Below are 20,227 nucleotides of genomic sequence, written 5' to 3' on the forward strand. Positions count from 1 at the left end.
ATGACGCGCGTTGTTCCGCTGAGGCTGCTGGCTGAAGACGCCGAGGACCTGAAGGTCATCGCTGCGGCCTTGCAGGACGCCGTCGGCAAGATCGGCGACATTTCCTACGAGCCGGCGGCCCAGCGGCTGACCCTGACGCTCAACCGCTATCGCTGGGAGGCCAAGGGCTCCGAGCGCGTGCGCGCTGCGCTGCAACTGGGGTCGGTGCAGAAGGTCCAGGGCCGCAAATTGCGGCGCACGGCCAAGGACGCGGTGGTCGAACTGCTGGACGTCGCCTTCGAGCCGGGCGAGGCGCCGGGCGGCGCGGTCACCTTCACCTTCGCCGGCGGCGGCGACCTGCGCGCGCAGGTCGAGTGCCTGGACGTCGTGCTGGCGGATGTCAGCGTCCCGTGGGCGACGCCGCGGACGCCCAAGCACGAGGACTAGGGACGGGGAGATTCGTCCTCGGGCGGACGTGGAATACGCAGTCCGTCGCGCGACGATTGTGCCCGTCAGGTCGCTCTGGTAGCAAGCTTGACCGTAATGCCGGCCTGGGGGGGCTGATGATCCGGATGCAGTTGCGCGGCGTATGCGCCGCGGCCTTGATGTTGTGCGTCGCGCTACCCGTGCAGGCCGCGCCGAAACCTCTGAAATACGTCTTGCCAGAGGCCGCCCGTCCCGTCGCCGGCGGTCGCGCCGTCCAGGTCAGCGTCGGCCAGGCCGAGCTCGGGTCGAACATCAACTCCACCCTTGGTTTCGCCATGGCGGCTGGCGGCGCGGTCGGCGTGCTCATCGAGGCGAAAGTCGGCGCCGACCGCGCCCAGCGCGCCCAGCTCGGCATCACTCCTATCCGCCGCGACCTGATGGACTTCGACGCCGACCAACTGGCCATCGACACCACAAAGGTCGCCCTGGCGGGCATGCCCTGGCTCGAAGGCCAGGAGCCGGCCTTCACCCGCGACGCCACCATATTCAGCAAGAGCGACTTTCTCACTGCCGCCCCCACCAGCCAGGCGGTCTATTTCACCTATGTCTACGACATGGCGCCTGACTTCTCGTCGGTGAACGTCAGCGTCGGCATAGCCGTCGCCAACAAGGAGCAGGCCAAGAAGGGCGCGCCTTACACCCGGCTCATCGACAAGAATCTGGTCTACGGCCAGCTGGTCAGCAGCGTCGTGCGCCTGGCCGCTCCCACCACCCCGGTCGAGAACGCGCAGCGCTGGGCGGCCAACGATAGCGCCCTGACGAAGAAGGCCCTGGCCTTGGCCTTCGGCGAGGTCGGCGTTCTCATCCCCCGCGCCCTCACCCTCACCGACGCCGAGGTGACCCGCGTCGGCGCCGCCGAGCGCAAGACGATCGGCTCCCTCAGCGGCAAGCCGCTCGAGGAGAGCGCCGGTGGAACCCTGCTGTTCAACCCGCTCCCCACGGGCCTCATCCATGTCCAGACTCTTCAGGAATAGCGGCATGCGCAGCCCTCCCATCCTCGCCGCCGCAATCCTGGCCGCGGGCCTGCTGACCGCCGGTTCCGCCGCCGCCGGGATCGGCGACGCCCGGCTGCTTGGACCGCTCTACGTCGAGCCGGCATCAGCCGCAGACGCCGCGGGCCCGTCCACCGCCGGCGGGTGCCCGGTCCAGATCGAGCTTACCGATCTCCGCCGCGATCCTCATATCGTGGGAGCTGCAGGCATCGCTTACCGTGCGCCAGAGGACCGGGAGGCCTGGCTGCGTTCGGTGTTCGATGTCGGCCTCAAGGTCCGTGGCTTCACGCCCAGCTTCTTGGATGCCGGCGGGCCGCCTGCTCCTGCCGCGGTCACGGCCCGCATCCGGATCCAGGCGATCTGGATCAGCACCCAGCAGATGAACAAGGTGGGCAGCGTCGTCCTGCGCGGCGTCCTTGCGGCTCCAGGCGCGCCCCCCGTATCTGAAACGGTCTATCGCGGTGATAAGGTGGCGGTGAACATGTGGGGCTCCACCAAGGAGTTCAACGACCACGCCAACGCCGTCTTCGCCCTCGCCCTTGACGACTTGGCCGAAGACCTCCGCCCGCTCTGCGCCGCTCCGCCGACCGACAGCGCGGCCCTAGCGCGGTAAGGCCCCGGCGTTTAAAGAGCGGCCCATGCGCCGCTTCTCCTTTACCGATCCCGGCTTCGAGGCCGCCTTCGCCGCCTTCATCGACGAGCGTCGCGAGACGCCCGAGGAAGTCGACGCCGCCGTGCGCGACGTGCTGGCCGCGGTGCGGGCCGAGGGCATGGAGGCGCTGCTGCGCTTCGCCCGACAGTTCGACAAGGTCGAGATCGACGAGAGCAACATCCGCGTCACCGCCGAGGAGATCGAGGAGGGCGCGGCCCAGTGCCCGGCCCAGGTGCGCGAGGCGATCGCCTTCGCCGCCGCGCGGATCGGCGCCTATCACGCTCGCCAGCGGCCGGCCGACCAGGCGTTCACCGACGAGGCCGGGGTCGAGCTGGGCTGGCGCTGGACGGCGCTGGAGGCGGTCGGGATCTACGTGCCCGGCGGCCGCGCGGCCTATCCCTCGACCGTGCTGATGAACGCCGTGCCGGCCAGGGTGGCGGGCGTCGAGCGCATCGCCATGGTGACCCCGCCCGGCCGGTTGCAGCCGGCGGTGCTGGCGGCGGCCAAGGAGGCCGGCGTCACCGAGATCTGGCGCGTGGGCGGCGCCCAGGCGGTGGCCGCGCTGGCCTATGGCGCGGGGCCGATCAAGCCGGTCGACAAGATCGTCGGGCCGGGCAACGCCTATGTCACCGCCGCCAAGCGGCGGGTCTATGGCACGGTGGGCATCGACGCCCTGGCCGGGCCCTCCGAGATCGTGGTGGTGGCCGACGGCGCCAACCGCGCCGACTGGATCGCCGCCGACCTGCTGAGCCAGGCCGAGCACGACCCGGCCGCGCAATCGATCCTGATCACCGACGACGAGGCCTTCGCCGCGGCGGTCGAGGCGCAGGTGCAGGAGCAACTGGCGACCCTGACCACCGGCGAGGACGCCGCGGCCTCGTGGCGCGACCACGGGGCGGTGGTCATCGCCCCGCTGGACGAGTCGCCGCGCCTGGTCGACCTGATCGCGCCCGAGCACGTCGAGTTCGCGATGGAGAATCCCGAGCGGCTGTCGGACCGCGTGCGCCACGCCGGGGCGATCTTCCTGGGCCGGGTGACGCCCGAGGCGATCGGCGACTATGTCGCCGGGTCGAACCACGTGCTGCCGACCAGCCGGGCGGCGCGGTTCTCGTCGGGGCTGTCGCTGTACGACTTCATCAAGCGCACCTCGATCGTGAAGTGCGACGCCGCCTCGTTCGCGGTGCTGGGGCCGCACACCGTGGCGCTGGCCGAATCCGAGGGCCTGCCGGCGCACGCCCGCTCGGCCGCGATCCGGCTGGGGCAGTAGGCACGGCTGAAAACGAAGCTGAACAGTTCCTGTCAATTCCGTCCCGGAGGCCGTTCAGGTAGCGCCCTCTAGGGTCTCCTTCATCGGGGCCGCAGCGGCCCCAACGAGATGAAGAACGGAGACCCGCAATGCGCAACCTGATGAACAGCAAGATGGCTGTGGTCGCCCTGGCCGGCGTGATCGCGGCGGGCGCGGTTGGAACCGCCAACGCCCAGCAGTACCGCACGCCGACCGGCGGCGGCCCCGGCTCGATCGTCAGCTGCGACGCCCAAGGCAACAAGCAGGTCGGCGGCGCGCTGATCGGGGCCCTGCTGGGCGCGGCGGCCGGTTCGAACCTGGCCAAGAACGACCGCGGCACCGGCACCGCCATCGGCGCCGTCGCCGGCGCGGCCACCGGCTCGTACGTCGGCTGCAAGATGCAGCGGGACGACGCGGTCCGGGCCGGCTACGCCCAGCAAGGCGGCGGTTCGTATCGCCCGGCGACCTACAGCCAGAACGGCTACCGCCTTAACGGCGACATCGCCCCGGCCAACTTCCAGCGTGACGGCGGCGCGTTCGTCGCCAACTCGACGCTGAACCTGCGGGCCGCCCCGACCACCAGCTCGGCCCGCGTGGGCTCGATGCGGGCCGGCGAAGGCTTCCAGGCCCTGGCCCGGGTGCGCGGCACCGACTGGATCCTGGTCGGCCAGAACGGCGTCGGCGTCGGCTACGTCCACGGCGCCTATGTCCGCCCGGCCGGCAGCTACCAATACGCCCGCTACTAAAAGCGGATAAAATGGAGAGCACTGACGCCCGGCGGCCACGCCGGGCGTCTTTTCTTGTGCACAGCACGCAAGATCGCACGCGGCAGGATGACGTTAGGGGTTGGTTTGCAATAAAGCTCGGGGCAAGCCTCTCCCCGCAGCGCCATGGCCGACGAAGACCGTACCAAGCATCGACTGCAGTCTGTTGAGATCGACGAGGAGTCCCTCGCCGCGGTTTCGCGCGACCAGGAACAGGAACGGCAGATCGCGATCTTCGACCTGCTGGAGGCCAATTATTTCTATCCGGAGGGCGCCGAGGCCGGCCCCTACGACCTGCGCATGGGGCTGATGGAGAACCGGCTGGTGCTGGACGTCCATGGTCCGGCCTACGAGAAGCGCCACATCCTGTCGCTGTCGCCGTTCCGGGGGCTGATCAAAGACTACTTCATGATCTGCGAGAGCTACTACCAGGCGATCCGCAACTCCTCGCCCCAGCAGATCGAGGCGCTGGATATGGGCCGGCGGGGCCTGCACAACGAAGCCTCCGAACTGCTGCGCACGCGGCTGGCGGGCAAGATCGAGACCGACCTCGACACCTCGCGCCGGCTGTTCACGCTGATCTGCGCCCTGCACTGGCGAGGCTAGGGGTGGCGTCAGCTTCGCCACGCGCGCCGCTGCCGGGCGCGGTCCTGTTCGCCTGCAACTTCAACCGGGTGCGCTCGCCCATGGCCGAAGCGCTGCTGAAGCGGGCGCTGGGCGACCGGGTCTATGTCGACAGCTGCGGGCTGAAGAAGGAGCCGGGCGAGCAAGGCGAGGGGGCCGACCCCTTCGTACGCTCGGTGATGGAGGAGATTTCCGTCGACCTGGCCAGCCATGCGCCGAAGACCTTCGACCAGCTGGAGGACGCCTCGTTCGACCTGGTGATCTCGCTGACCCCGGAGGCCCAGCACCGGGCGGTGGAGATGACCCGCGGGCGCTCAGCCGAGATCGAGTATTGGCCGACCTTCGACCCGACCCTGGCCGAAGGATCGCGCGAGGCGCGGCTGGCGGCCTATCGCGAGGTGCGCGACCATCTGGCCAAGCGGATCGCCGAGCGCTTCCCGCGCTAGCCTTCCGGGCTCTGAGGGCGTAAAGGGCAACGCGCTATAATTGGATTGCACGCCACGGCTCGCGCCGAGACACACTGCGCGGGCCGTTGGTGATTCGATAAACACCACTTGGGAGCCTGCATGGCTAAAGAAGAGCTTTTGGAGTTTCCGGGCGTGGTCAGCGAAGTCCTGCCCAACGCGACCTTCCGCGTGAAACTCGAGAACGACCACGAGATCATCGCCCACACCGCCGGCAAGATGCGCAAGAACCGCATCCGCGTCTCGGCCGGGGACAAGGTGCTGGTCGAGATGACGCCCTACGACCTGACCAAGGGCCGCATCACCTTCCGCGTCCGCTAGGCCGCTTGGCCACGCCGCCCCTTCAGCGCCTGGTGCTGGCTTCAGCAAGTCCCAGGCGGCTGGATCTCCTGCGCCAGGTCGGGCTCGAGCCCGACGCGATCATCGCCGCCGAGATCGACGAGACCCCGCTCAAAGACGAGACCCCGCGCCGCACGGCGCTGCGCCTCGCGGTCGGCAAGGCCGCGAAGGTGGCCGGCGCGTGTCCGGACGACTTCGTGCTGGCCGCCGACACGGTGGTCGCCGTGGGAACCCGCATCCTGCCCAAGGTCGAGACCCGCGAAGAGGGCCGCCGCTGCCTGGAGCTGCTGTCGGGCCGCGCGCACAAGGTGCTGACCGGCGTGGCCGCGCACGGCCCAGGCGGGCGGACCGCCAGCCGGCTGGTCGAGACGCGGCTGCACTTCAAGCGGCTGACCAAGGCCGAGATCGAGGCCTATCTCGACGGCGGCGAGGGGCTTGGCAAGGCCGGCGGATATGGGATCCAGGGCCATGCGGGCGCTTTCGTCATGTCGATCCAGGGATCGTATCCGGCGGTGGTCGGACTGCCGCTCTACGAGACCTTGAACATTCTGCGCGGCGTGGGATTTGCGGCGGCATGAGCGAGCGCACTCTCTTCCTCGATCGCGGGATCGGCGAGAGCCGCGGGGTGGTGCTGCTGGACGGCGCGCCTGAGCGGCTGTTGATCGTCCGTGACGGCGACGACGCCCGCACCCGGCTGGGCGCGCGGCACGTGGCGCGGGTGCGCAAGGTCGAGCCGGCCTTCGCCTCGGCCTTCGTCGACCTGGGCGGCGTCGAGGCGATGCTGTCGTTCAAGCCGGACGCGCGCCCGGTCGAGGGCGCGTCGCTGGAAGTCGAGATCCGCAGCGAGCCGCGCGACGGCAAGCTGGCGACGGTGCGGGTGCTGGGCCCGGCGCAGGGCGCGCCGAAGCTGCTGGCCGCCGCGCCGGAGCTGACCGAACAACTGGCCGCCTTCGCGCGGGACGCCGAGATCGTCGAGGGCCGCGAGGCGCGGCTGGTCGCCGACGAGGCGCAGGATGAGGCGCTGGCGGTCGTTCACAAGCTGCCGGGCGGCGGCGACATCGCCATCGAACCGACCCGGGCGCTGGTCGCCATCGACGTCGACATCGGCGAGCGCAAGGGCAATGACGTCAAGCGGGTGACCCGCGCGGCCAACCACGCGGCGCTGGCGCAGGGCGCGCGGCTGCTGCGGCTGAAAGGCCTGGGCGGCATCGTGGTGTTCGACCTGGTCGGGCGCGGCCACGACGGCAACGCGCTGCTGACCGCGGCGCGGGCCGCGTTCGGCCCCGACAATCCCGGTGTCGCGATCGGCCCGGTCGGGCGTTTCGGCACCATGGAGATGACCATTCCGCGCCGGACCGCGGCGCTGACCGACATCCTCTGCGACGCCGGCGGCGCCTTGAGCGACCTGACCCTGGCCCTGCGCCTGATCCGGGCGATCGAGACCGAGGGGGCGAGCCAGCCGGGCGCGCGGCTGGAAGCGCGCTGCCATCCGGCGGTCGCCAAGGCCGCCGCGCCCTATGCCGAGCGGCTGGCCGGCAAGATCGGCGCGCGGTTCGCGATCACGCCGCAGGACGGCCTGTCCCGCGCCCGCTTCGACGTGAGGGCGGCGTGAGCGCGCCCTGTCCGATCTGCGGCAAGCCGGCCCAGCCCGAGTACCGGCCCTTCTGTTCCAAGCGTTGCGCCGACGTCGACCTGCAGCGCTGGCTGACCGGCCGCTACGCCATTCCCTCGAGCGACGACGAGGCGGAAGGCGACGGAAGCGAAGAAGACTGAATCCGCCGCTGGACAGGGGCGAACGCCTCTTCTATAGACGCGGCTCCCGCGCAGGCGGGACCTTGCTTCGCCCTCCGATCTGATCGGAACGGCCCGGCGCCTGGGTAGCTCAGTTGGTAGAGCAGCGGATTGAAAATCCGCGTGTCGGTGGTTCGAATCCGCCCCCAGGCACCATTTTTCTTCCCAATCCTTGATGTCGTGCGGCCCGGCCTTGGACCGGTCTTCGCCGTGCGTTGGGCGGCGATCTGCGCCTAGGCCGTGGCGGAAATGCTGGCGGCCGCGCGCCCTAGCGGTCTAGGTTTGTACGGCCAAGCTTGGGGAGGTGACGATTTCGTCGGCCGACGCCTCGAATGATCGCGGTTTGAGCGGCTCCGTCTTCCTCGGAGACGGCGCGGCCATCGCGACGACAGCTCTCGGCTTGGGCATCGCGGTCTCGAAGGGGATAAGCCCGATCGTCGCCGGCGCTGTCCCGCTGATGCTTCTGTTCGTCTGTTTGATCGTGGCGTGGCCGGCTGCGACGATCGCTCGCGCGCGGGGGCACCACGGGCCGCTTGCGGCCATGGCCTGGGGAGCGGGCCTCGCCGCGCCGCTCGCGTTGGGCGCGCTGGCCACGGGGTCGCTAGCGGCGGCTGGCGCCGTTCTCGGGTTCGGTCTTGTCGGGGCCCTACTTGTCTGGGCGCTGGTCAAGGCCCAGCGGGCGTCGATGCGCCTGCTTCCCGAGCGCTATCGGCGCGTCGGGAGCTACGCGGTCGCCGGTTTGCTGCTCCTCGGCGCGCTCGTCGTCCTGGCGCAGTGGCTTCTTCCTCGTGGAAGCTCTGAAAGCAGCCGCGTGGTCGCCGTGGTCGAGGTTCCCCTTCGCAGCGCGACCGACCGGGCCGACCTGCTCGCCATGCTGCACGCGCACGCCAGGGAGGAGGGGCAGCATGTGGATGACGGGAGTGAAGAGTGGGGCGCGTTTCAGCAAACCCTCGAGTCCAAAGACCATGAGGCCTCCAGCCCGCTCAACAAGACCATCTATGCGAGCGTCTGGCGCGATCGGGACGACAAGGACCAGGAAGTGTCGGTGGACGACGGCGGCCACCAGGGTCGCCCCTGGTTGATGTTCTTCCGCGGCGAGCGACCTGACCTCGCGACCGGCGCGCGGCTGCGGCTCCAGGCGAAGATCAGGGCGCGGTGGCCGGACGCCCGCGAAGTTCCTGTAATGCCGAGCGGCAGCCTGCCGTCGGCGGACGATCTGGTTTGGACCGGCGAGGCCTATGCCGTGAAGCCCGAACGCGCGGCCGCGTATGCCGAGCCCGAAGAGTGAGGTCGGGTGGTCGACCTTCTGGCGAGGGAGCATCTGTTGGTCGAGCAGCCTGAGCCGTTCGCGGCGCGGATGACGGGGCCGCACGGGCTGTACGAGCTGGCCTTCACACCGAACGGCGACGAAGGCGTAATCGAGGCGCGGCTGCCGGGCGGCGCGCTGCGCTGGACCGTCGAGGTGTGCGAACGCGACGGGGCGGGGTGGCGGTTGTGCGGCCTGACCCGCGGGACGCAGGCGCCCTGCGGCGACACCTACTGGTTCGAACTACGGACGGCCGCCCCGGTCCGCGTCGAGTACTATCTGAAGACGCTGGTCCGCACCGACTACGAGGCGGCCTGACGAGGGGGAGCCTGGTCCATCGCATCGAGGATATCGCGCGCGGTCGGGTCGTGCGCCTGCTGAAGGGGCAGGGTCTCCAAGCCCAGGTTCGCCGCGAGGTCCGCCAGGACGCCGGACACCTCCCTCTGTGTGAGCTTGAGATCAGCAGCGAGCCGCGTCTCTGGCGCCAGGTCGGCGAAGCCTCGCAGGCTCCAGCGGTGCAGCGCCTCGAACAGAGCCCGGCCGTTCGGAGTGTCGGCCCAGGCGGGAGGCCTGCGGTCGAACTTCGAGCCATAGGCGACGATCTTGGCCGCCGCATGGATATATCCCGCCATCGCCAAAGCAAAGACGGGCAGGACGACTGCGATTTGCGTCTGGCGAGGGATCCCCAGCGCCCCGGAGATCAGCGCCGCAAGCGTCGGCGGCGCGAGCCAGAGCAAACCCAACAGGGCGAAGAGCCTCTGGCGCTCCATCGGCGGCGTCGCCTCGGCCTTGGCTCGCAGATAGTCGTGATAGGCGGCTTTGGCGGCTCTCATTTCTCATCCAGGCAGGTCTATGGATCGGCCATAGCACAGCTTGGATCGCCTCCTCAGTCCAGGTGCGCGCCCAGCACTTCCCAGGCCGCCAGCTTGCGTTCGAAGCGGACGGCGTGGGCCGGGCTGCTGGAGGGGAGGGGGATGAGGGCGAGGCCGGGGCGGTCGGCGAGGATCTTGACCCCGAGCTTGGCCGCCTTGCCGCCGTTGAAGGCGACGGCGCGCAGACCCGGGAGGCTGGCGCAGAGTTCGGGCAGGGCGTTGGGCTGGTGGTCGCGGATGGCGGTGTCGAGGCTGCCGGGCCGGACCGCCGAGCCGACCACGTCCCAGAGGCCGACCCCGGCGGCCAGCAGCAGCTCCAGCCGCTCGCCATAGGGCAGGGAGAGCAGCGGCGAGCCGGTCACCGCCTGCATCAGCCGCCAGAACTGGTTCTGCGGATTGGCGTAGTATTGGGCGGCGGCCAGAGACTTCTCGCCCGGCAGGCTGCCAAGCACGAGCAGGCGGGTGCGGGCGTCGGCCACGGGGGCGAACGAGGCCTTGCGGCCGGCGTCGGCGGGCGAGGTCATGGGGCGATAGTGGCCCGGCAGAGCAGATGACGCCAGTGCTGTGCCGACCTCAATCCGGTCCGGGTTCGATTCTGGCCGGCGGCGCAAAAGGTCGCGCGCGCAGCGATTCCGGCCGCGAAGTTTCCGTTTTGGCGCCTGCGAGAACGGTTTCCGTTTCCGCAATGGGGCAGTCGCGACGGTTATGGGCCGAAATCGACGAATTGCCGCAAAACCCCGGCCTTGAGCGCGGCCATGGCGCCAGGGACACGCCCTGCGCGTGATTGGCTTGCAGAAGCCGAACGTTGGTTGACTCGGGGCGCGCGGACTCTCATTTCCCCGGCGCGACAGTTCGATGACCGAAATTCGTGCTGGCCGGCGCCGAAAGGGCAGGCTGGCGCCGGTTATTTTGAGATCGGTGTTCCGCGACGATTGCTGCGATGCAGCGCAAAATCGCCGCCAAAAATGAAAAATCGCCGCGCTTTACTTGGCTGGGCCGTTGTGCGCCGCAGCAAAGCGCGCCGCACCCCAGACTTCTTGGGGTCGCACCCCTCTGCATGGCCTCTTGACGCTTGGAATAGGGGTTGCCAAAGGACCCCTGCCGCACGTCTAACATTGCGGTAAGATTTCGGGTTCCCCTCGGGAAGCTCGATATCGCTCCCGTATCCGAACGCCCGGTTTCACGCAGGTGGAAGACGGCGCCAGGGTCGGGCGCAGCGAAGCGGCTCTCGCGCTTTGACTGGGCGACCAGACAGGGCGACGGGCTATTTAGTTAGGGTGGGAGACGCTCTCGCGCGACGACCCTTCGGTCCAAACGTGCTAGACCAATCAGGAACTGGCGACAGATGCTCGACAATAAACGAAAGACCCCTTTCATCGCTCTCATCGGCGCCGTCGCGCTGATGGCGAGCGCGCCGGCGTTCGCGCAGGACGCGGCCGCTCCGGCTGCTCCGGCCGCCGCCGACGCCGCGGCCGCTCCGGCTGCTGACGCCGCCGCCGCTCCGGCCGCTGACGCCGCCGCTCCGGCCGCCGACCCCGCCGCCCCGGCTTCCGACGAAGCCCCCGCCACCATCGAACATGCCGGCAAGCTGACCGTCATGCAGATGTTCATGGACGCCGACCCGGTCGTTAAGGTCGTGATGATCGGCCTGGTGCTGTCCTCGATCCTCTCCTGGACCCTGCTGGTCACCAAGCTGATGGAATTCGGCTCGCTGAACCGCACCTCGGACCGCTTCATCGAAGCCTTCCGCGGCGCCAAGTCGGTCACCGAAATGAACCGCATCGCCATGGCGGACGAGTTCGAAGGCAACCCGCTGGCGGACATGACCGCTGCGGCGACCCAAGAAGTCGAACTGTCGCGTCAAGCCGGCCTGGCCGTCTCGGGCACCCACCGCGAAACCACGCTGCACCGGGCTGAAGCCGCGGTCGGCGCGGTGCAAGCCCTGATGGCCAAGCGCCTCTCGGGCGGCATGCAGTTCCTGGCCTCGGTCGGTTCGTCGGGTCCGTTCATCGGTCTGTTCGGTACCGTTTACGGGATCATGAACTCCTTCATCGGCATCGCGAACACCAACACGACCAACCTGGCCGTCGTCGCCCCCGGCATCGCCGAAGCGCTGCTCGCCACCGGTATTGGTCTGTTCGCCGCTATCCCGGCCGTTATCTTCTACAACTACTTCCAGACCCGCATCTCGGCTTTTGGTGCTCGTACGGAAGGCTTCGTTGCTGAACTGATGAACGCCATTTCCCGGCAGCTCGACAAAGGGGCGTAACCCACATGGGAGCCAAACTCTCAGGTTCTGGGGGTGGCAAGTACGCGGTCGAGGCGAACAGCGAAATCAACGTTACGCCCTTTGTGGACGTTATGTTGGTGCTCCTGATCATCTTCATGGTTGCGGCGCCTATGGCCGCCGTGACTGTGAAAGTTAATCTTCCGCCCGCGGTCGCCAAACCTTCTACGAACCCTCCGAAACCCGTCTACATCAGCCTCCAGGCTGGCGGTTCGATTTACATCGGCGACACGCCTGTGGAGCTGGCGGATATCGGAGACAATCTGCGCAGCACGATCGGGCAACGTAATCCGGAGAAGGAACGCATCTTCATCCGCGCCGACAAGGACGTCCTCTACGGGGACTTCATGGGTGTGATGAACATGCTTCAGGACAACGGTTTCTACAGCGTGGCCCTGATCGGCGAAGATAAGAACTAGAGGGGGTGACGTATGGCTGAAACCACCGACACTACCCACGAACATCGCAGTGTCTTCGACGCGCCGAAGAAGAAGCGTAACCCGGCGGTGACCGCGGCCATTGTTGGCTCGATCATCGTCCACGCGGTCCTCGGCTACTATCTGTATAAGAACAAGTTCGAGCCGAAGTATCGGGAGTACACCGACGACGTGACGGACGTGGCTATCATCAAGCCCGCTCCGCCCCCGCCGCCGCCGCCCCCGCCGCCGCCGCCGAACACTCCGCCGCCGCCTCCGCCGAAGCTGCAACCGCGGCCTCCGGTGAACGTGCCGGCTGATCTGCCGACGATCCCGCCTCTGCCGGTTCCGCCGGTCGAAAAGCGGATCGAAACGCCGGAACCGCCGAAGGCCGCCCCGCCGGCCCCGCCGCGTCCGTCGGTGATTACGAACCCGGATTGGGCTCGTCGTCCCTCGGGTGAGGATATCGCGCGGTACTATCCGGATCGTGCGATGCGGATGAACATGGAAGGCCGTGCGACGATCAGCTGCACGGTTACGGCGAAAGGGACGCTCGAGTCCTGTGACGTGCAGTCTGAAGAGCCTGCCGACATGGGCTTCGGTGAAGCGGCCCTCCGGATGAGCAAGCTCTTCCGGATGCGTCCGAAGACCCAAGACGGCGCGCCCGTCGAAGGCGGCAGCGTGCGGATCCCGATCCGCTTCAACCTGCCGAAGGGCTAAAGCCCTCTCGGATACGCCAAAAGATCAGGCCCCGGAGCTTCGGCTCCGGGGCTTTTTCTTTGCCGAAACGCGGGCTTGCGAAAATCTTTCGGGGAGAACGCATGGCCGCAGGCCGGAGCCCTTGATCGCGCGGCCCGGTGCGACTAGAACGGCCGCTCCGCGATGCGCCGCCTTAGCTCAGTTGGTTAGAGCGCTAGATTGTGGCTCTAGAGGTCCTCGGTTCGAATCCGAGAGGTGGTACCATCGCCGGATATGAAAAAGCCCGGGGCGCGAGCCCCGGGCTTCTTCGTTTCAGGAGCCGGACGGCCGCTAGAGGCTGAGGTTCAGCAGGGCCGGATCGCCGCCCTGGGCGGTGATGTTGACGCTGAGCGCCCGCTCGATCGCGTAGCGCGACAGCGAGTTGGGACCGCCGGCCTTGGGCCCGGTGCCCGACAGGCCCTCGCCACCGAACGGCTGCACCCCGACCACCGCCCCGATGATCGAGCGGTTGACGTAGACGTTGCCGGCCGGGACCAGCTCGCGCACCTCGCGGGCGAAGGCGTCGATGCGCGAGTGCACGCCGAGCGTCAGGCCATAGCCCTGGCCGGCCAGCTCGCCGGCGACCCTGGCGAGCTCGGACGGCTCGTAGCGGACGACGTGCAGGATAGGGCCGAACACCTCGCGCTCCAGGAACTTCGCCGAAGGGATCTCGGCCAGCACCGGGCCGAAGAAGGTCCCGGCCTCGGGCGCGGCCAGGCGGTGCAGGACCTTGGCCTCGCGCTCAAGGCGCTGGAGGTGCGCGGCCAGGGTCTCGCGGGCCTCCTCGTCGATCACCGGGCCGACGTCGACGGCGGGGTCGGCCGGGTCGCCGAGCACCAGGGCGTCCATGGCCCCCTTGATGGTCTCGATGACCAGATCGGCGGTGTCGTTGGGCAGGAAAAGGATCCGCAGGGCCGAGCAGCGCTGGCCGGCCGAACCGAAGGCCGAGAGCACCACGTCGTCGACGACCTGTTCCTTCAGCGCCGTGGTGTCGACGAACATGCCGTTCAAGCCGCCGGTCTCGGCGATGAACGGGATGATCGGACCCTGGCGCGCGGCGAGGCTCTGGTTGATGCGCCGGGCGGTGTCGGTCCCGCCAGTGAAGGCGACGCCATCGCACTGCGGGTGGGCGGTGAGCGCCGCGCCCACGGTCTCGCCGCGGCCCGGCAGCAGGGCGAGCAGGGCGGGCGGCAGGCCGGCCTCATGGAACAGCGCCACCGCCTGGGCGGCGATCAGCGGCGTCTGCTCGGCCGGCTTGGCGAGCACGGCGTTGCCCGCGGCCAGCGCCGCGGCCACCTGGCCGGTAAAGATCGCCAGTGGGAAGTTCCACGGGCTGATGCAGACGAAGACACCGCGGCCGTGCAGTTCCAGGCTGTTGGTCTCGCCGACCGGACCCTTGAGCGTCTCGGGCCCGGCGAACCTGGTCTGGGCCAGGTGGGCGTAGTAGCGGCAGAAGTCGACCGCCTCCCGCACCTCGGCGACGCCGTCGGCCAGGGTCTTGCCGGCCTCGCGCGCGCAGATGGCGATCAGCCGTTCGGCGTTCGCCTCCAGGGCGTCGGCCATGGCCCGCAGCACCTCGGCGCGGCGGAAGCCGCCGAGGGCGTCCCAGGCTCCTTGGGCGGCCTTGGCGGCGGCGAAGGCCGCGTCGATCTCGGCGACCGAAGCCTCGCGAACCTGGCCGACGACAACGCCGGTCTCGGAGGGACTGAGCACCTCCTGGGCGTCGCCGCCAGCGGGGCCGGCGCTGAGTGGGGCCAGGGCGCGGGCGGCGTGGTGCAGGCGGGCGGCCTCCTCGGGGATCGAGAGGTCGACGCCGGCCGAGTTCCTGCGCTCGGCGCCGTAGATGTCGGCCGGGCGCGGGATCTTCGGGTGCGGCCCGACGCCGGCCTTCTCGACCGCCACGATCGGATCGACGACCACGTCCTCGGCCGGCACGCTCTCGTCGAGCAGGGCGTGGACGAACGAGGTGTTGGCGCCGTTCTCCAGCAGGCGGCGGACCAGGTAGGGCAACAGGTCCTCATGGCCGCCGACCGGGGCGTAGGTGCGCACCACGGCGCCGTCGCGCAGGGTGTCGGCGGCGCGGTACAGCGCCTCGCCCATGCCGTGCAGGCGCTGGAACTCGATCTTCACCCCGGCGGCCTCAGCCATGGCGTGGACGGCGGCCAGGGTGTGGGCGTTGTGGGTGGCGAACTGGGCGAAGACGTGCGGGCTGGCCTCGATCAGGGCGCGGGCGCAGACCAGGTAGGAGAGGTCGGTGGCGGCCTTGGTCGTGTAGACCGGATAGTCGGGGCGGCCGTTCACCTGGGCGCGTTTGATCTCCGAATCCCAATAGGCGCCCTTGACCAGGCGGACCATCAGCCGTCGGCCGCTGGCGCGGGCGATCTCGGCGACGCGGGCGACGGCGAGAACGCCGCGCTTCTGGTAGGCCTGCACCGCCAGGCCAAGGCCGCGCCAGTCGCCGAGCGCCTTCTCGCCGGCCAGCCGTTCGAGCAGCTTCAGCGAGATCACCAGGCGGTCGGCCTCCTCGGCGTCGATGGTGAAGTTGAGGTCGTGGCGTGCGGCGATCAGGGCCAGGCGCTTGAGGCGCGGATAGAGTTCGCTCCAGACCCGGTCCTCGTGGGTGGCCTCGTAGCGTGGCGACAGGGCCGAGAGCTTGACCGAGACGCCATGGCCGGCCTCAGGCCCTGCGCCTTTTCCATGCCGGCCGACCGCTTCCAGGGCCTCGGCGTAGGCCTGCTCGTAGCGGGCCGCGTCGGCGGCGGTGCGGGCGCCTTCGCCCAGCATGTCGAACGAGCAGACCTGGCCTTCCTTGGCCGCGCGCTTCAAGGCCGCCTCGATGGTGCGGCCGAGCACGAACTGCTCGCCCATGATGCCGATCGCCTGGGCGACGGCGCGGCGGACGACCGGCTCGCCGATCCGCTCGACCAGCCGGCGCAGGAAGCCGGGCGGGTCGCGGCGGGCCTCCTCGTCGACCTCGACGATCTTGCCGGTCAGCATCAGGCCCCAGGTCGAGGCGTTGACGAACAGGCTTTCGGATTGGCCGAGGTGGCTGGCCCAGTCGGCGCCGCCGATCTTCTCGGCGATCAGCCGGTCGCGGGTCTCGGCGTCGGGCGTGCGCAGCAGCGCCTCGGCCAGGCACATCAGCGCCAAGCCCTCGCGGGTGCCGAGGCTGAATTCCTGCAGGAAGCTCTCGACCACGCCCTGACGATTGGCCGCCTTGCGGGCGGTGCGGACCAGGTGTTCGGCCTGGGCGCGGACGGCGATCTGCTGATTGGCGCTTAGCGGTCGGGCCGCGAGCACGGCGGTCACAGCCTCGGTTTCGTCGCGATACTTGGCGGCGGGATCGTCCAGGGCGGTCCAGGAGGTCATGACGGGCGAGGCCTTCGTAGGGGTTGTTTCCTGTCGTCCGGCGTATCGCTTATGATGGCGGATGTCCGACGGACGTTCGGCATTTCGGCCGGACGGAAACGTCCATGGAGGATGATGTGCCGGAAACCGTACAGTTGGACGATACCGACCGGCGGCTGCTGCGCGTGCTGCAGCGGGACGGGCGGATCAGCAACCTGGACCTGGCCCAGCAGTGCCACCTGTCGCCATCGGCCTGTTCGGACCGGGTGCGGCGGCTGCGCGAGCGCGGGGTGATCACCGGGTTCGCGGCGATCCTCGATCCGAAGGCCATCGACCGTGCGCTCCTGATCTTCGTGGAGGTTCAGCTCGACCGTACAACGGGCGACACCTTCAGCGAGTTCGCCCAGTCTGCGCAGCGCACGCCGGAAATCCTCGAATGCCACATGGTGGCGGGCGGCTTCGACTATCTGATCAAGGCGCGGGTCAGCGACATGGAGGCCTATCGCCGCTTCCTCGGCGAAGTGCTGGTCGCCATGCCCGGGGTGCGCGAGACGCGGACCTATGCGGTGCTGGAAGAGGTGAAGTCGGTGACCGAGTTGCCGGTGTAGGCGGCCTCAGTTCCTCCCCTCTTGGGGGAGGTGGATCGGCGCGAAGCGCCGAGACGGAGGGGGACTGCTGAGTCAGCAAGCCCCCTCAGTCGGCCATGCGGCCGACAGCTCCCCCAGAGGGGGAGCAATTGGTTGTATCAGTAGCCGGCCTTGCGGTTGACGAGGCCTTCGACAGGCTGGCCGGCCCGGAAGCGGGCGATGTTGGCGGCGATGACGGCGCTGGCGCTGACCGGATCGGTGATCGCCGCCACGTGCGGGGTGACGGTGATCTGCGGGTGGGACCAGAACGGGTGCTTGCGCTCGAGCGGCTCGGCCTCGAAGACGTCGAGCACGGCGTGCGACAGTTGGCCGGCGTCGAGGGCGGCGATCAGGTCGTCCTCCACCACATGGGCGCCGCGGGCCAGATTGACGATCGCCGCGCCGCGCTTCATGCGCTGGAAGGCCGGCGTGCTGAGGATGCCGCGGGTGTGGTCGGTCAGCGGCAGCAGGTTGACGATGATGTCGCTGGTGGCCAGCAGGGTGTCGAGGTCGCCGAGCCGGCGGCTCCAGCCATAGGTCTGAAAGCCGATGGATTCCAGAAGGTTGGCGGCGACGCCTGCGAGCTCGCCATAGCCGAGGAAGCCGACGCGGCGCTCGGCGGCGGCCGGCTGCGGCAACTGGCGCCAGAGGCCGCGGCGCTGCTGGGCGGCGTAGGCCGGGACCTGGCGGTGCAGGTAGAGCACGTGGGCGGCGGTCGCCTGGGCCATCTGGGCGGCGAGGCCGGGATCGATCAGCCGGGCGATCGGAACGCGGGGCAGGTCGGGATCGTCCAGCAGGCTGTCGACGCCGGCCCAGGCCGACTGCACGAAGGCCAGGTTCGGCAGGCTCCCCAGCACGCCGCGCCCGGGATTGGCGACGATGGCGATCTCGGTCTGCGGCGAGGGCTCGACGCCGATCGTCTCGCCGGGGAGGGCGGCGCGGAGGGCCTCCAGCCAGCGGCTCTGGGCGTCGGGGGAGAGGCGATTCAGGAAGGTTATGGCCATGGGCTTCCAGTAACCTCCCGATGGGGCCTTGCGCGAGCCCGCTTTTGGGGGCGAGGCTCGCGGACATGAAACTCACCGCGCAAGATTCATCCATCCTCGGCCGCCTGGCCGGGGAGGAAACCGACATTCTGGGCCGCGCCGTGGAATGGTGCGCCCTATCGTCAGGCAGTCGGAACCTGCCGGGACTGGAGGCGCAGCGCGCCGTGCTGGAGGGCGTGATGGCCCAGCTGCCCGGCGAGGTCGAGAACGTGCCGCTGGCCGACAGCCACGAGGTCGCCGCCGACGGAAGCCTGTCGGCCCAAGCGCATCCCGACGCGCTGATGCTGACCGTGCGGCCGCAAGCGCCGGTGCAGGTGGTGCTGACCGGGCACTACGACACCGTCTATCCGGCCGGGACGCCGTTCACCGCGGTGACCCGGTGCGCTGACGGGGCGCTGAACGGGCCGGGCCTGGCCGACATGAAGGGCGGGATCAGCGTCATGCTGGCGGCGCTGCGCGCGTTCGAGGACCATCCCGACAAGGGCGAGGTCGGCTATCGGGTGCTGCTGTCGCCCGACGAGGAGATCGGCTCGCTGGCCTCCGGCCCGGTGCTGGCGCGGCTGGCGGCCGGCGGGCACGTCGGCCTGACCTACGAGCCGGCGATGGCCGGCGGCGCGCTGGCCGCGCAGCGCAAGGGTTCGGGCAACTTCCATGTGGTGGTGCGCGGGCGCGCGGCCCACGCGGGGCGCGACTTCGACAAGGGCCGCAACGCCATCGCCGCAGCCGCCGAGCTGGCGGTGCGGCTGTCCGCCGCCAACGGCCAGCGCGAAGGGGTGACCCTGAACGTGGCGCGCATCGACGGCGGCGGACCGCTGAACATGGTGCCCGACGTCGCCGTCGTGCGCTTCAACATCCGACTGCCGGACGCCGAAGCCGCCGCCTGGGCGCTGGCGCATGTGCAGCGCGAGGTCGCCGCGACCGCGGCGGACGGGATCGCGGCCGAGCTGCACGGCGGCTTCACCCGCCCGGCCAAGCCGTTCACCCCGGCCCAGCAGCAGCTGTTCGGCGCGGTGAAGGACGCCGGCGCGCTGATCGGCCAGGACATCACCTGGGCGCCGTCCGGCGGGGTGTGCGAGGGCAACAACCTGTTCGCGGCCGGCCTGCCGAACGTCGACACCCTGGGGGTTCGCGGCGGCGACATCCATTCGCATGACGAATACGCCTGGCCCGAGAGCTTCGTCGAACGCGCGCAGCTGTCGGCGCTGATCCTCGCCAAGCTCGCCAGCGGCGAAATCCCGGCCGCGGAGATCAAGGCGGCGATGGGCGGCGCCTAGCTCGGCCCGTCGGCGGCGGACAGCGCCGTACGCGTGCGATCGGCCTGCGCCTCTATCGTCGCGCCGATCTCCTGAGCGTGGGCGACGACGGCCTTGACTGCCGGCAGGGAGCTGACCGCGCGGCGCGCCAGGGCGACGAACGGCAGGGGCGAGCTCCAGTCGATATCGAGCGCGACTGCACGGCCTGCCGCGACATGGGCCTGACCGACGAACTCGACACAGGTGACGATAAGGCCCGCTTCGACGGCGGCTGGGATCAGCGCGTGCTCGTTGGTCATCACCGCCAGCAGGCCGCCGACGCCCTGGAGATCGTAGATCGCATCGTTTCGAAACGGCGGAGCCACGCCGCCGGCGCATCTGAACTCCAACAGGCGTTCCGGCGGAATGGCCCTCTCGCCGGCCAACGGGTGGGCCGGGCTGGCGCAGGCGATGAAGCGCGAGTTGAACAGATGGAACGACGTGAAGTCGGGATGCCGCGCGCCGGGGTGTTCGCCCATGAGCACGAGGTCGAGGTCGGCGTCGATCAAGCGAGCCTGCAGCAACTCGCCGTCGGCCACGTCGATGTGCAGCCGCATCTGGGGATGCGCTTGCAGAATGCGCGTCAACAGCGCGGGGGCCAGCGTATCGCGCAACGCGGTCCCCACGCCGATGCGCACGACGCCCCTGTCGCCCTGAGCCGCCAGTTCGACCTCGCGCGCGAGGTCCGCCATGTCCCGTAGCAGCGGATCGGCGCCATCGAGGAGCGCCTGGCCTACCGGGGTGAGCGCCGCGCCGGCGGCGGTGCGGCTGAAGAGGCGCAGACCCAGTTCGTCCTCGAACCTGCCGATCGCCTGCGAAAGGCTGGCCTGGGTGATCCCGAGGTGGTCGGCGGCCTTGGTGAAACTGCCATGACGGGCGACGGCGGCGAGCTGGCGGAGGTTCCTGATGTCCACAGGTGCAGA

The 20,227-nt window shown here is 69.5% G+C and carries 23 protein-coding genes and 2 tRNA genes; 20 read left to right on the plus strand and 5 right to left on the minus strand.

Annotation, left to right across the window (positions count from 1 at the left end; genetic code table 11):
• The 14 genes from ACSQ2H_RS07340 (at nucleotide 1) to ACSQ2H_RS07405 (ending at nucleotide 9,000) form a co-directional block, all read left to right on the plus strand.
• Nucleotides 1–426, plus strand: coding sequence for a DUF2948 family protein (locus tag ACSQ2H_RS07340; RefSeq protein ID WP_436060785.1), 426 nt, complete (start codon nucleotides 1–3; stop codon nucleotides 424–426).
• Between the two features lie 212 nt (nucleotides 427–638).
• Nucleotides 639–1,439, plus strand: coding sequence for a hypothetical protein (locus ACSQ2H_RS07345; RefSeq protein ID WP_436060786.1), 801 nt, complete (start codon nucleotides 639–641; stop codon nucleotides 1,437–1,439).
• Nucleotides 1,440–1,443: 4 nt separating this feature from the next.
• Complete coding sequence (locus ACSQ2H_RS07350) at nucleotides 1,444–2,070, plus strand: hypothetical protein (RefSeq protein ID WP_436060787.1); 627 nt, start codon at nucleotides 1,444–1,446, stop codon at nucleotides 2,068–2,070.
• Nucleotides 2,071–2,095: 25 nt separating this feature from the next.
• A complete protein-coding gene (gene hisD, locus ACSQ2H_RS07355) occupies nucleotides 2,096–3,376 on the plus strand; it encodes a histidinol dehydrogenase (protein WP_436060788.1) in 1,281 nt (426 codons plus the stop codon).
• A gap of 128 nt (nucleotides 3,377–3,504) precedes the next feature.
• Nucleotides 3,505–4,140 (plus strand): SH3 domain-containing protein, encoded by a 636-nt coding sequence (locus ACSQ2H_RS07360; RefSeq protein WP_436060789.1) that lies wholly within the window; start codon nucleotides 3,505–3,507, stop codon nucleotides 4,138–4,140.
• A 144-nt stretch (nucleotides 4,141–4,284) separates the two neighbouring features.
• Nucleotides 4,285–4,764, plus strand: coding sequence for a UPF0262 family protein (locus ACSQ2H_RS07365; RefSeq protein ID WP_436060790.1), 480 nt, complete (start codon nucleotides 4,285–4,287; stop codon nucleotides 4,762–4,764).
• 2 nt (nucleotides 4,765–4,766) lie between these two features.
• Nucleotides 4,767–5,228, plus strand: a complete 462-nt coding sequence (locus ACSQ2H_RS07370) for a low molecular weight phosphatase family protein (protein WP_436060791.1) — start codon at nucleotides 4,767–4,769, stop codon at nucleotides 5,226–5,228.
• A gap of 120 nt (nucleotides 5,229–5,348) precedes the next feature.
• The gene (infA, locus tag ACSQ2H_RS07375) at nucleotides 5,349–5,567 is read left to right on the plus strand and encodes a translation initiation factor IF-1 (RefSeq protein WP_012522747.1); all 219 of its coding nucleotides are present in this window, start codon (nucleotides 5,349–5,351) and stop codon (nucleotides 5,565–5,567) included.
• 5 nt (nucleotides 5,568–5,572) lie between these two features.
• Nucleotides 5,573–6,163, plus strand: coding sequence for a Maf family protein (locus ACSQ2H_RS07380; RefSeq protein ID WP_436060792.1), 591 nt, complete (start codon nucleotides 5,573–5,575; stop codon nucleotides 6,161–6,163).
• Complete coding sequence (locus ACSQ2H_RS07385) at nucleotides 6,160–7,197, plus strand: ribonuclease E/G (RefSeq protein ID WP_436060793.1); 1,038 nt, start codon at nucleotides 6,160–6,162, stop codon at nucleotides 7,195–7,197. The genes ACSQ2H_RS07380 and ACSQ2H_RS07385 overlap by 4 nt, the downstream gene beginning before the upstream one ends.
• Nucleotides 7,194–7,358, plus strand: a complete 165-nt coding sequence (gene yacG / locus ACSQ2H_RS07390; protein WP_436060794.1) for a DNA gyrase inhibitor YacG — start codon at nucleotides 7,194–7,196, stop codon at nucleotides 7,356–7,358. The genes ACSQ2H_RS07385 and yacG overlap by 4 nt, the downstream gene beginning before the upstream one ends.
• Nucleotides 7,359–7,456: 98 nt before the next feature.
• Nucleotides 7,457–7,532, plus strand: a tRNA-Phe gene (locus ACSQ2H_RS07395).
• A gap of 148 nt (nucleotides 7,533–7,680) precedes the next feature.
• Nucleotides 7,681–8,664, plus strand: coding sequence for a hypothetical protein (locus ACSQ2H_RS07400; protein ID WP_436060795.1), 984 nt, complete (start codon nucleotides 7,681–7,683; stop codon nucleotides 8,662–8,664).
• Nucleotides 8,665–8,700: 36 nt separating this feature from the next.
• Nucleotides 8,701–9,000, plus strand: a complete 300-nt coding sequence (locus ACSQ2H_RS07405) for a hypothetical protein (protein WP_436060796.1) — start codon at nucleotides 8,701–8,703, stop codon at nucleotides 8,998–9,000.
• Here ACSQ2H_RS07405 and ACSQ2H_RS07410 read toward each other — a convergent pair.
• Together ACSQ2H_RS07410 and ACSQ2H_RS07415 are read right to left on the minus strand one after the other, a co-directional pair.
• Nucleotides 8,985–9,515 carry a hypothetical protein gene (locus tag ACSQ2H_RS07410; protein WP_436060797.1) on the minus strand — a complete coding sequence of 177 codons (531 nt, stop codon included), beginning with the start codon at nucleotides 9,513–9,515 and terminating at the stop codon, nucleotides 8,985–8,987. The two genes, ACSQ2H_RS07405 and ACSQ2H_RS07410, sit on opposite strands and share 16 nt — an antisense overlap.
• 53 nt (nucleotides 9,516–9,568) lie before the next feature.
• Nucleotides 9,569–10,078 carry a DNA-deoxyinosine glycosylase gene (locus ACSQ2H_RS07415; protein ID WP_436060798.1) on the minus strand — a complete coding sequence of 170 codons (510 nt, stop codon included), beginning with the start codon at nucleotides 10,076–10,078 and terminating at the stop codon, nucleotides 9,569–9,571.
• An 821-nt stretch (nucleotides 10,079–10,899) separates the two neighbouring features.
• On the opposite strand from ACSQ2H_RS07415, the gene ACSQ2H_RS07420 reads away from it, so the two are divergent.
• The 4 genes from ACSQ2H_RS07420 to ACSQ2H_RS07435 all read left to right on the plus strand — a co-directional run bounded on the left by ACSQ2H_RS07420 (nucleotide 10,900) and on the right by ACSQ2H_RS07435 (nucleotide 13,220).
• Nucleotides 10,900–11,823 (plus strand): MotA/TolQ/ExbB proton channel family protein, encoded by a 924-nt coding sequence (locus tag ACSQ2H_RS07420; protein ID WP_436060799.1) that lies wholly within the window; start codon nucleotides 10,900–10,902, stop codon nucleotides 11,821–11,823.
• 5 nt (nucleotides 11,824–11,828) lie between these two features.
• Entirely contained in the window at nucleotides 11,829–12,260 is a 432-nt protein-coding gene (locus ACSQ2H_RS07425; protein ID WP_436060800.1) for a biopolymer transporter ExbD, read from the plus strand.
• 12 nt (nucleotides 12,261–12,272) lie between these two features.
• Entirely contained in the window at nucleotides 12,273–12,977 is a 705-nt protein-coding gene (locus ACSQ2H_RS07430; RefSeq protein ID WP_436060801.1) for an energy transducer TonB, read from the plus strand.
• A gap of 166 nt (nucleotides 12,978–13,143) precedes the next feature.
• Nucleotides 13,144–13,220, plus strand: a tRNA-His gene (locus tag ACSQ2H_RS07435).
• A 66-nt stretch (nucleotides 13,221–13,286) separates the two neighbouring features.
• Here the strand turns inward: ACSQ2H_RS07435 and putA are convergent.
• Complete coding sequence (gene putA, locus ACSQ2H_RS07440) at nucleotides 13,287–16,364, minus strand: bifunctional proline dehydrogenase/L-glutamate gamma-semialdehyde dehydrogenase PutA (protein ID WP_436060802.1); 3,078 nt, start codon at nucleotides 16,362–16,364, stop codon at nucleotides 13,287–13,289.
• Between the two features lie 104 nt (nucleotides 16,365–16,468).
• Here putA and ACSQ2H_RS07445 point away from each other — a divergent pair, with 104 nt between their 5' ends.
• Entirely contained in the window at nucleotides 16,469–16,951 is a 483-nt protein-coding gene (locus tag ACSQ2H_RS07445; RefSeq protein ID WP_436060803.1) for an Lrp/AsnC ligand binding domain-containing protein, read from the plus strand.
• Nucleotides 16,952–17,088: 137 nt separating this feature from the next.
• Here ACSQ2H_RS07445 and ACSQ2H_RS07450 read toward each other — a convergent pair whose 3' ends face one another.
• Nucleotides 17,089–17,973, minus strand: a complete 885-nt coding sequence (locus tag ACSQ2H_RS07450) for a 2-hydroxyacid dehydrogenase (RefSeq protein WP_436060804.1) — start codon at nucleotides 17,971–17,973, stop codon at nucleotides 17,089–17,091.
• Between the two features lie 65 nt (nucleotides 17,974–18,038).
• On the opposite strand from ACSQ2H_RS07450, the gene ACSQ2H_RS07455 reads away from it, so the two are divergent.
• Nucleotides 18,039–19,286 carry a hydrolase gene (locus tag ACSQ2H_RS07455; RefSeq protein WP_436060805.1) on the plus strand — a complete coding sequence of 416 codons (1,248 nt, stop codon included), beginning with the start codon at nucleotides 18,039–18,041 and terminating at the stop codon, nucleotides 19,284–19,286.
• On the opposite strand, the gene ACSQ2H_RS07460 is transcribed toward ACSQ2H_RS07455, so the two are convergent.
• A complete protein-coding gene (locus ACSQ2H_RS07460) occupies nucleotides 19,283–20,218 on the minus strand; it encodes a LysR family transcriptional regulator (protein ID WP_436060806.1) in 936 nt (311 codons plus the stop codon). The two genes, ACSQ2H_RS07455 and ACSQ2H_RS07460, sit on opposite strands and share 4 nt — an antisense overlap.
• Nucleotides 20,219–20,227: the final 9 nt, after the last annotated feature.

The organism is Phenylobacterium sp. LjRoot97, from assembly GCF_964254345.1.
In the GTDB taxonomy this organism is placed as follows: Bacteria; Pseudomonadota; Alphaproteobacteria; order Caulobacterales; family Caulobacteraceae; genus Phenylobacterium.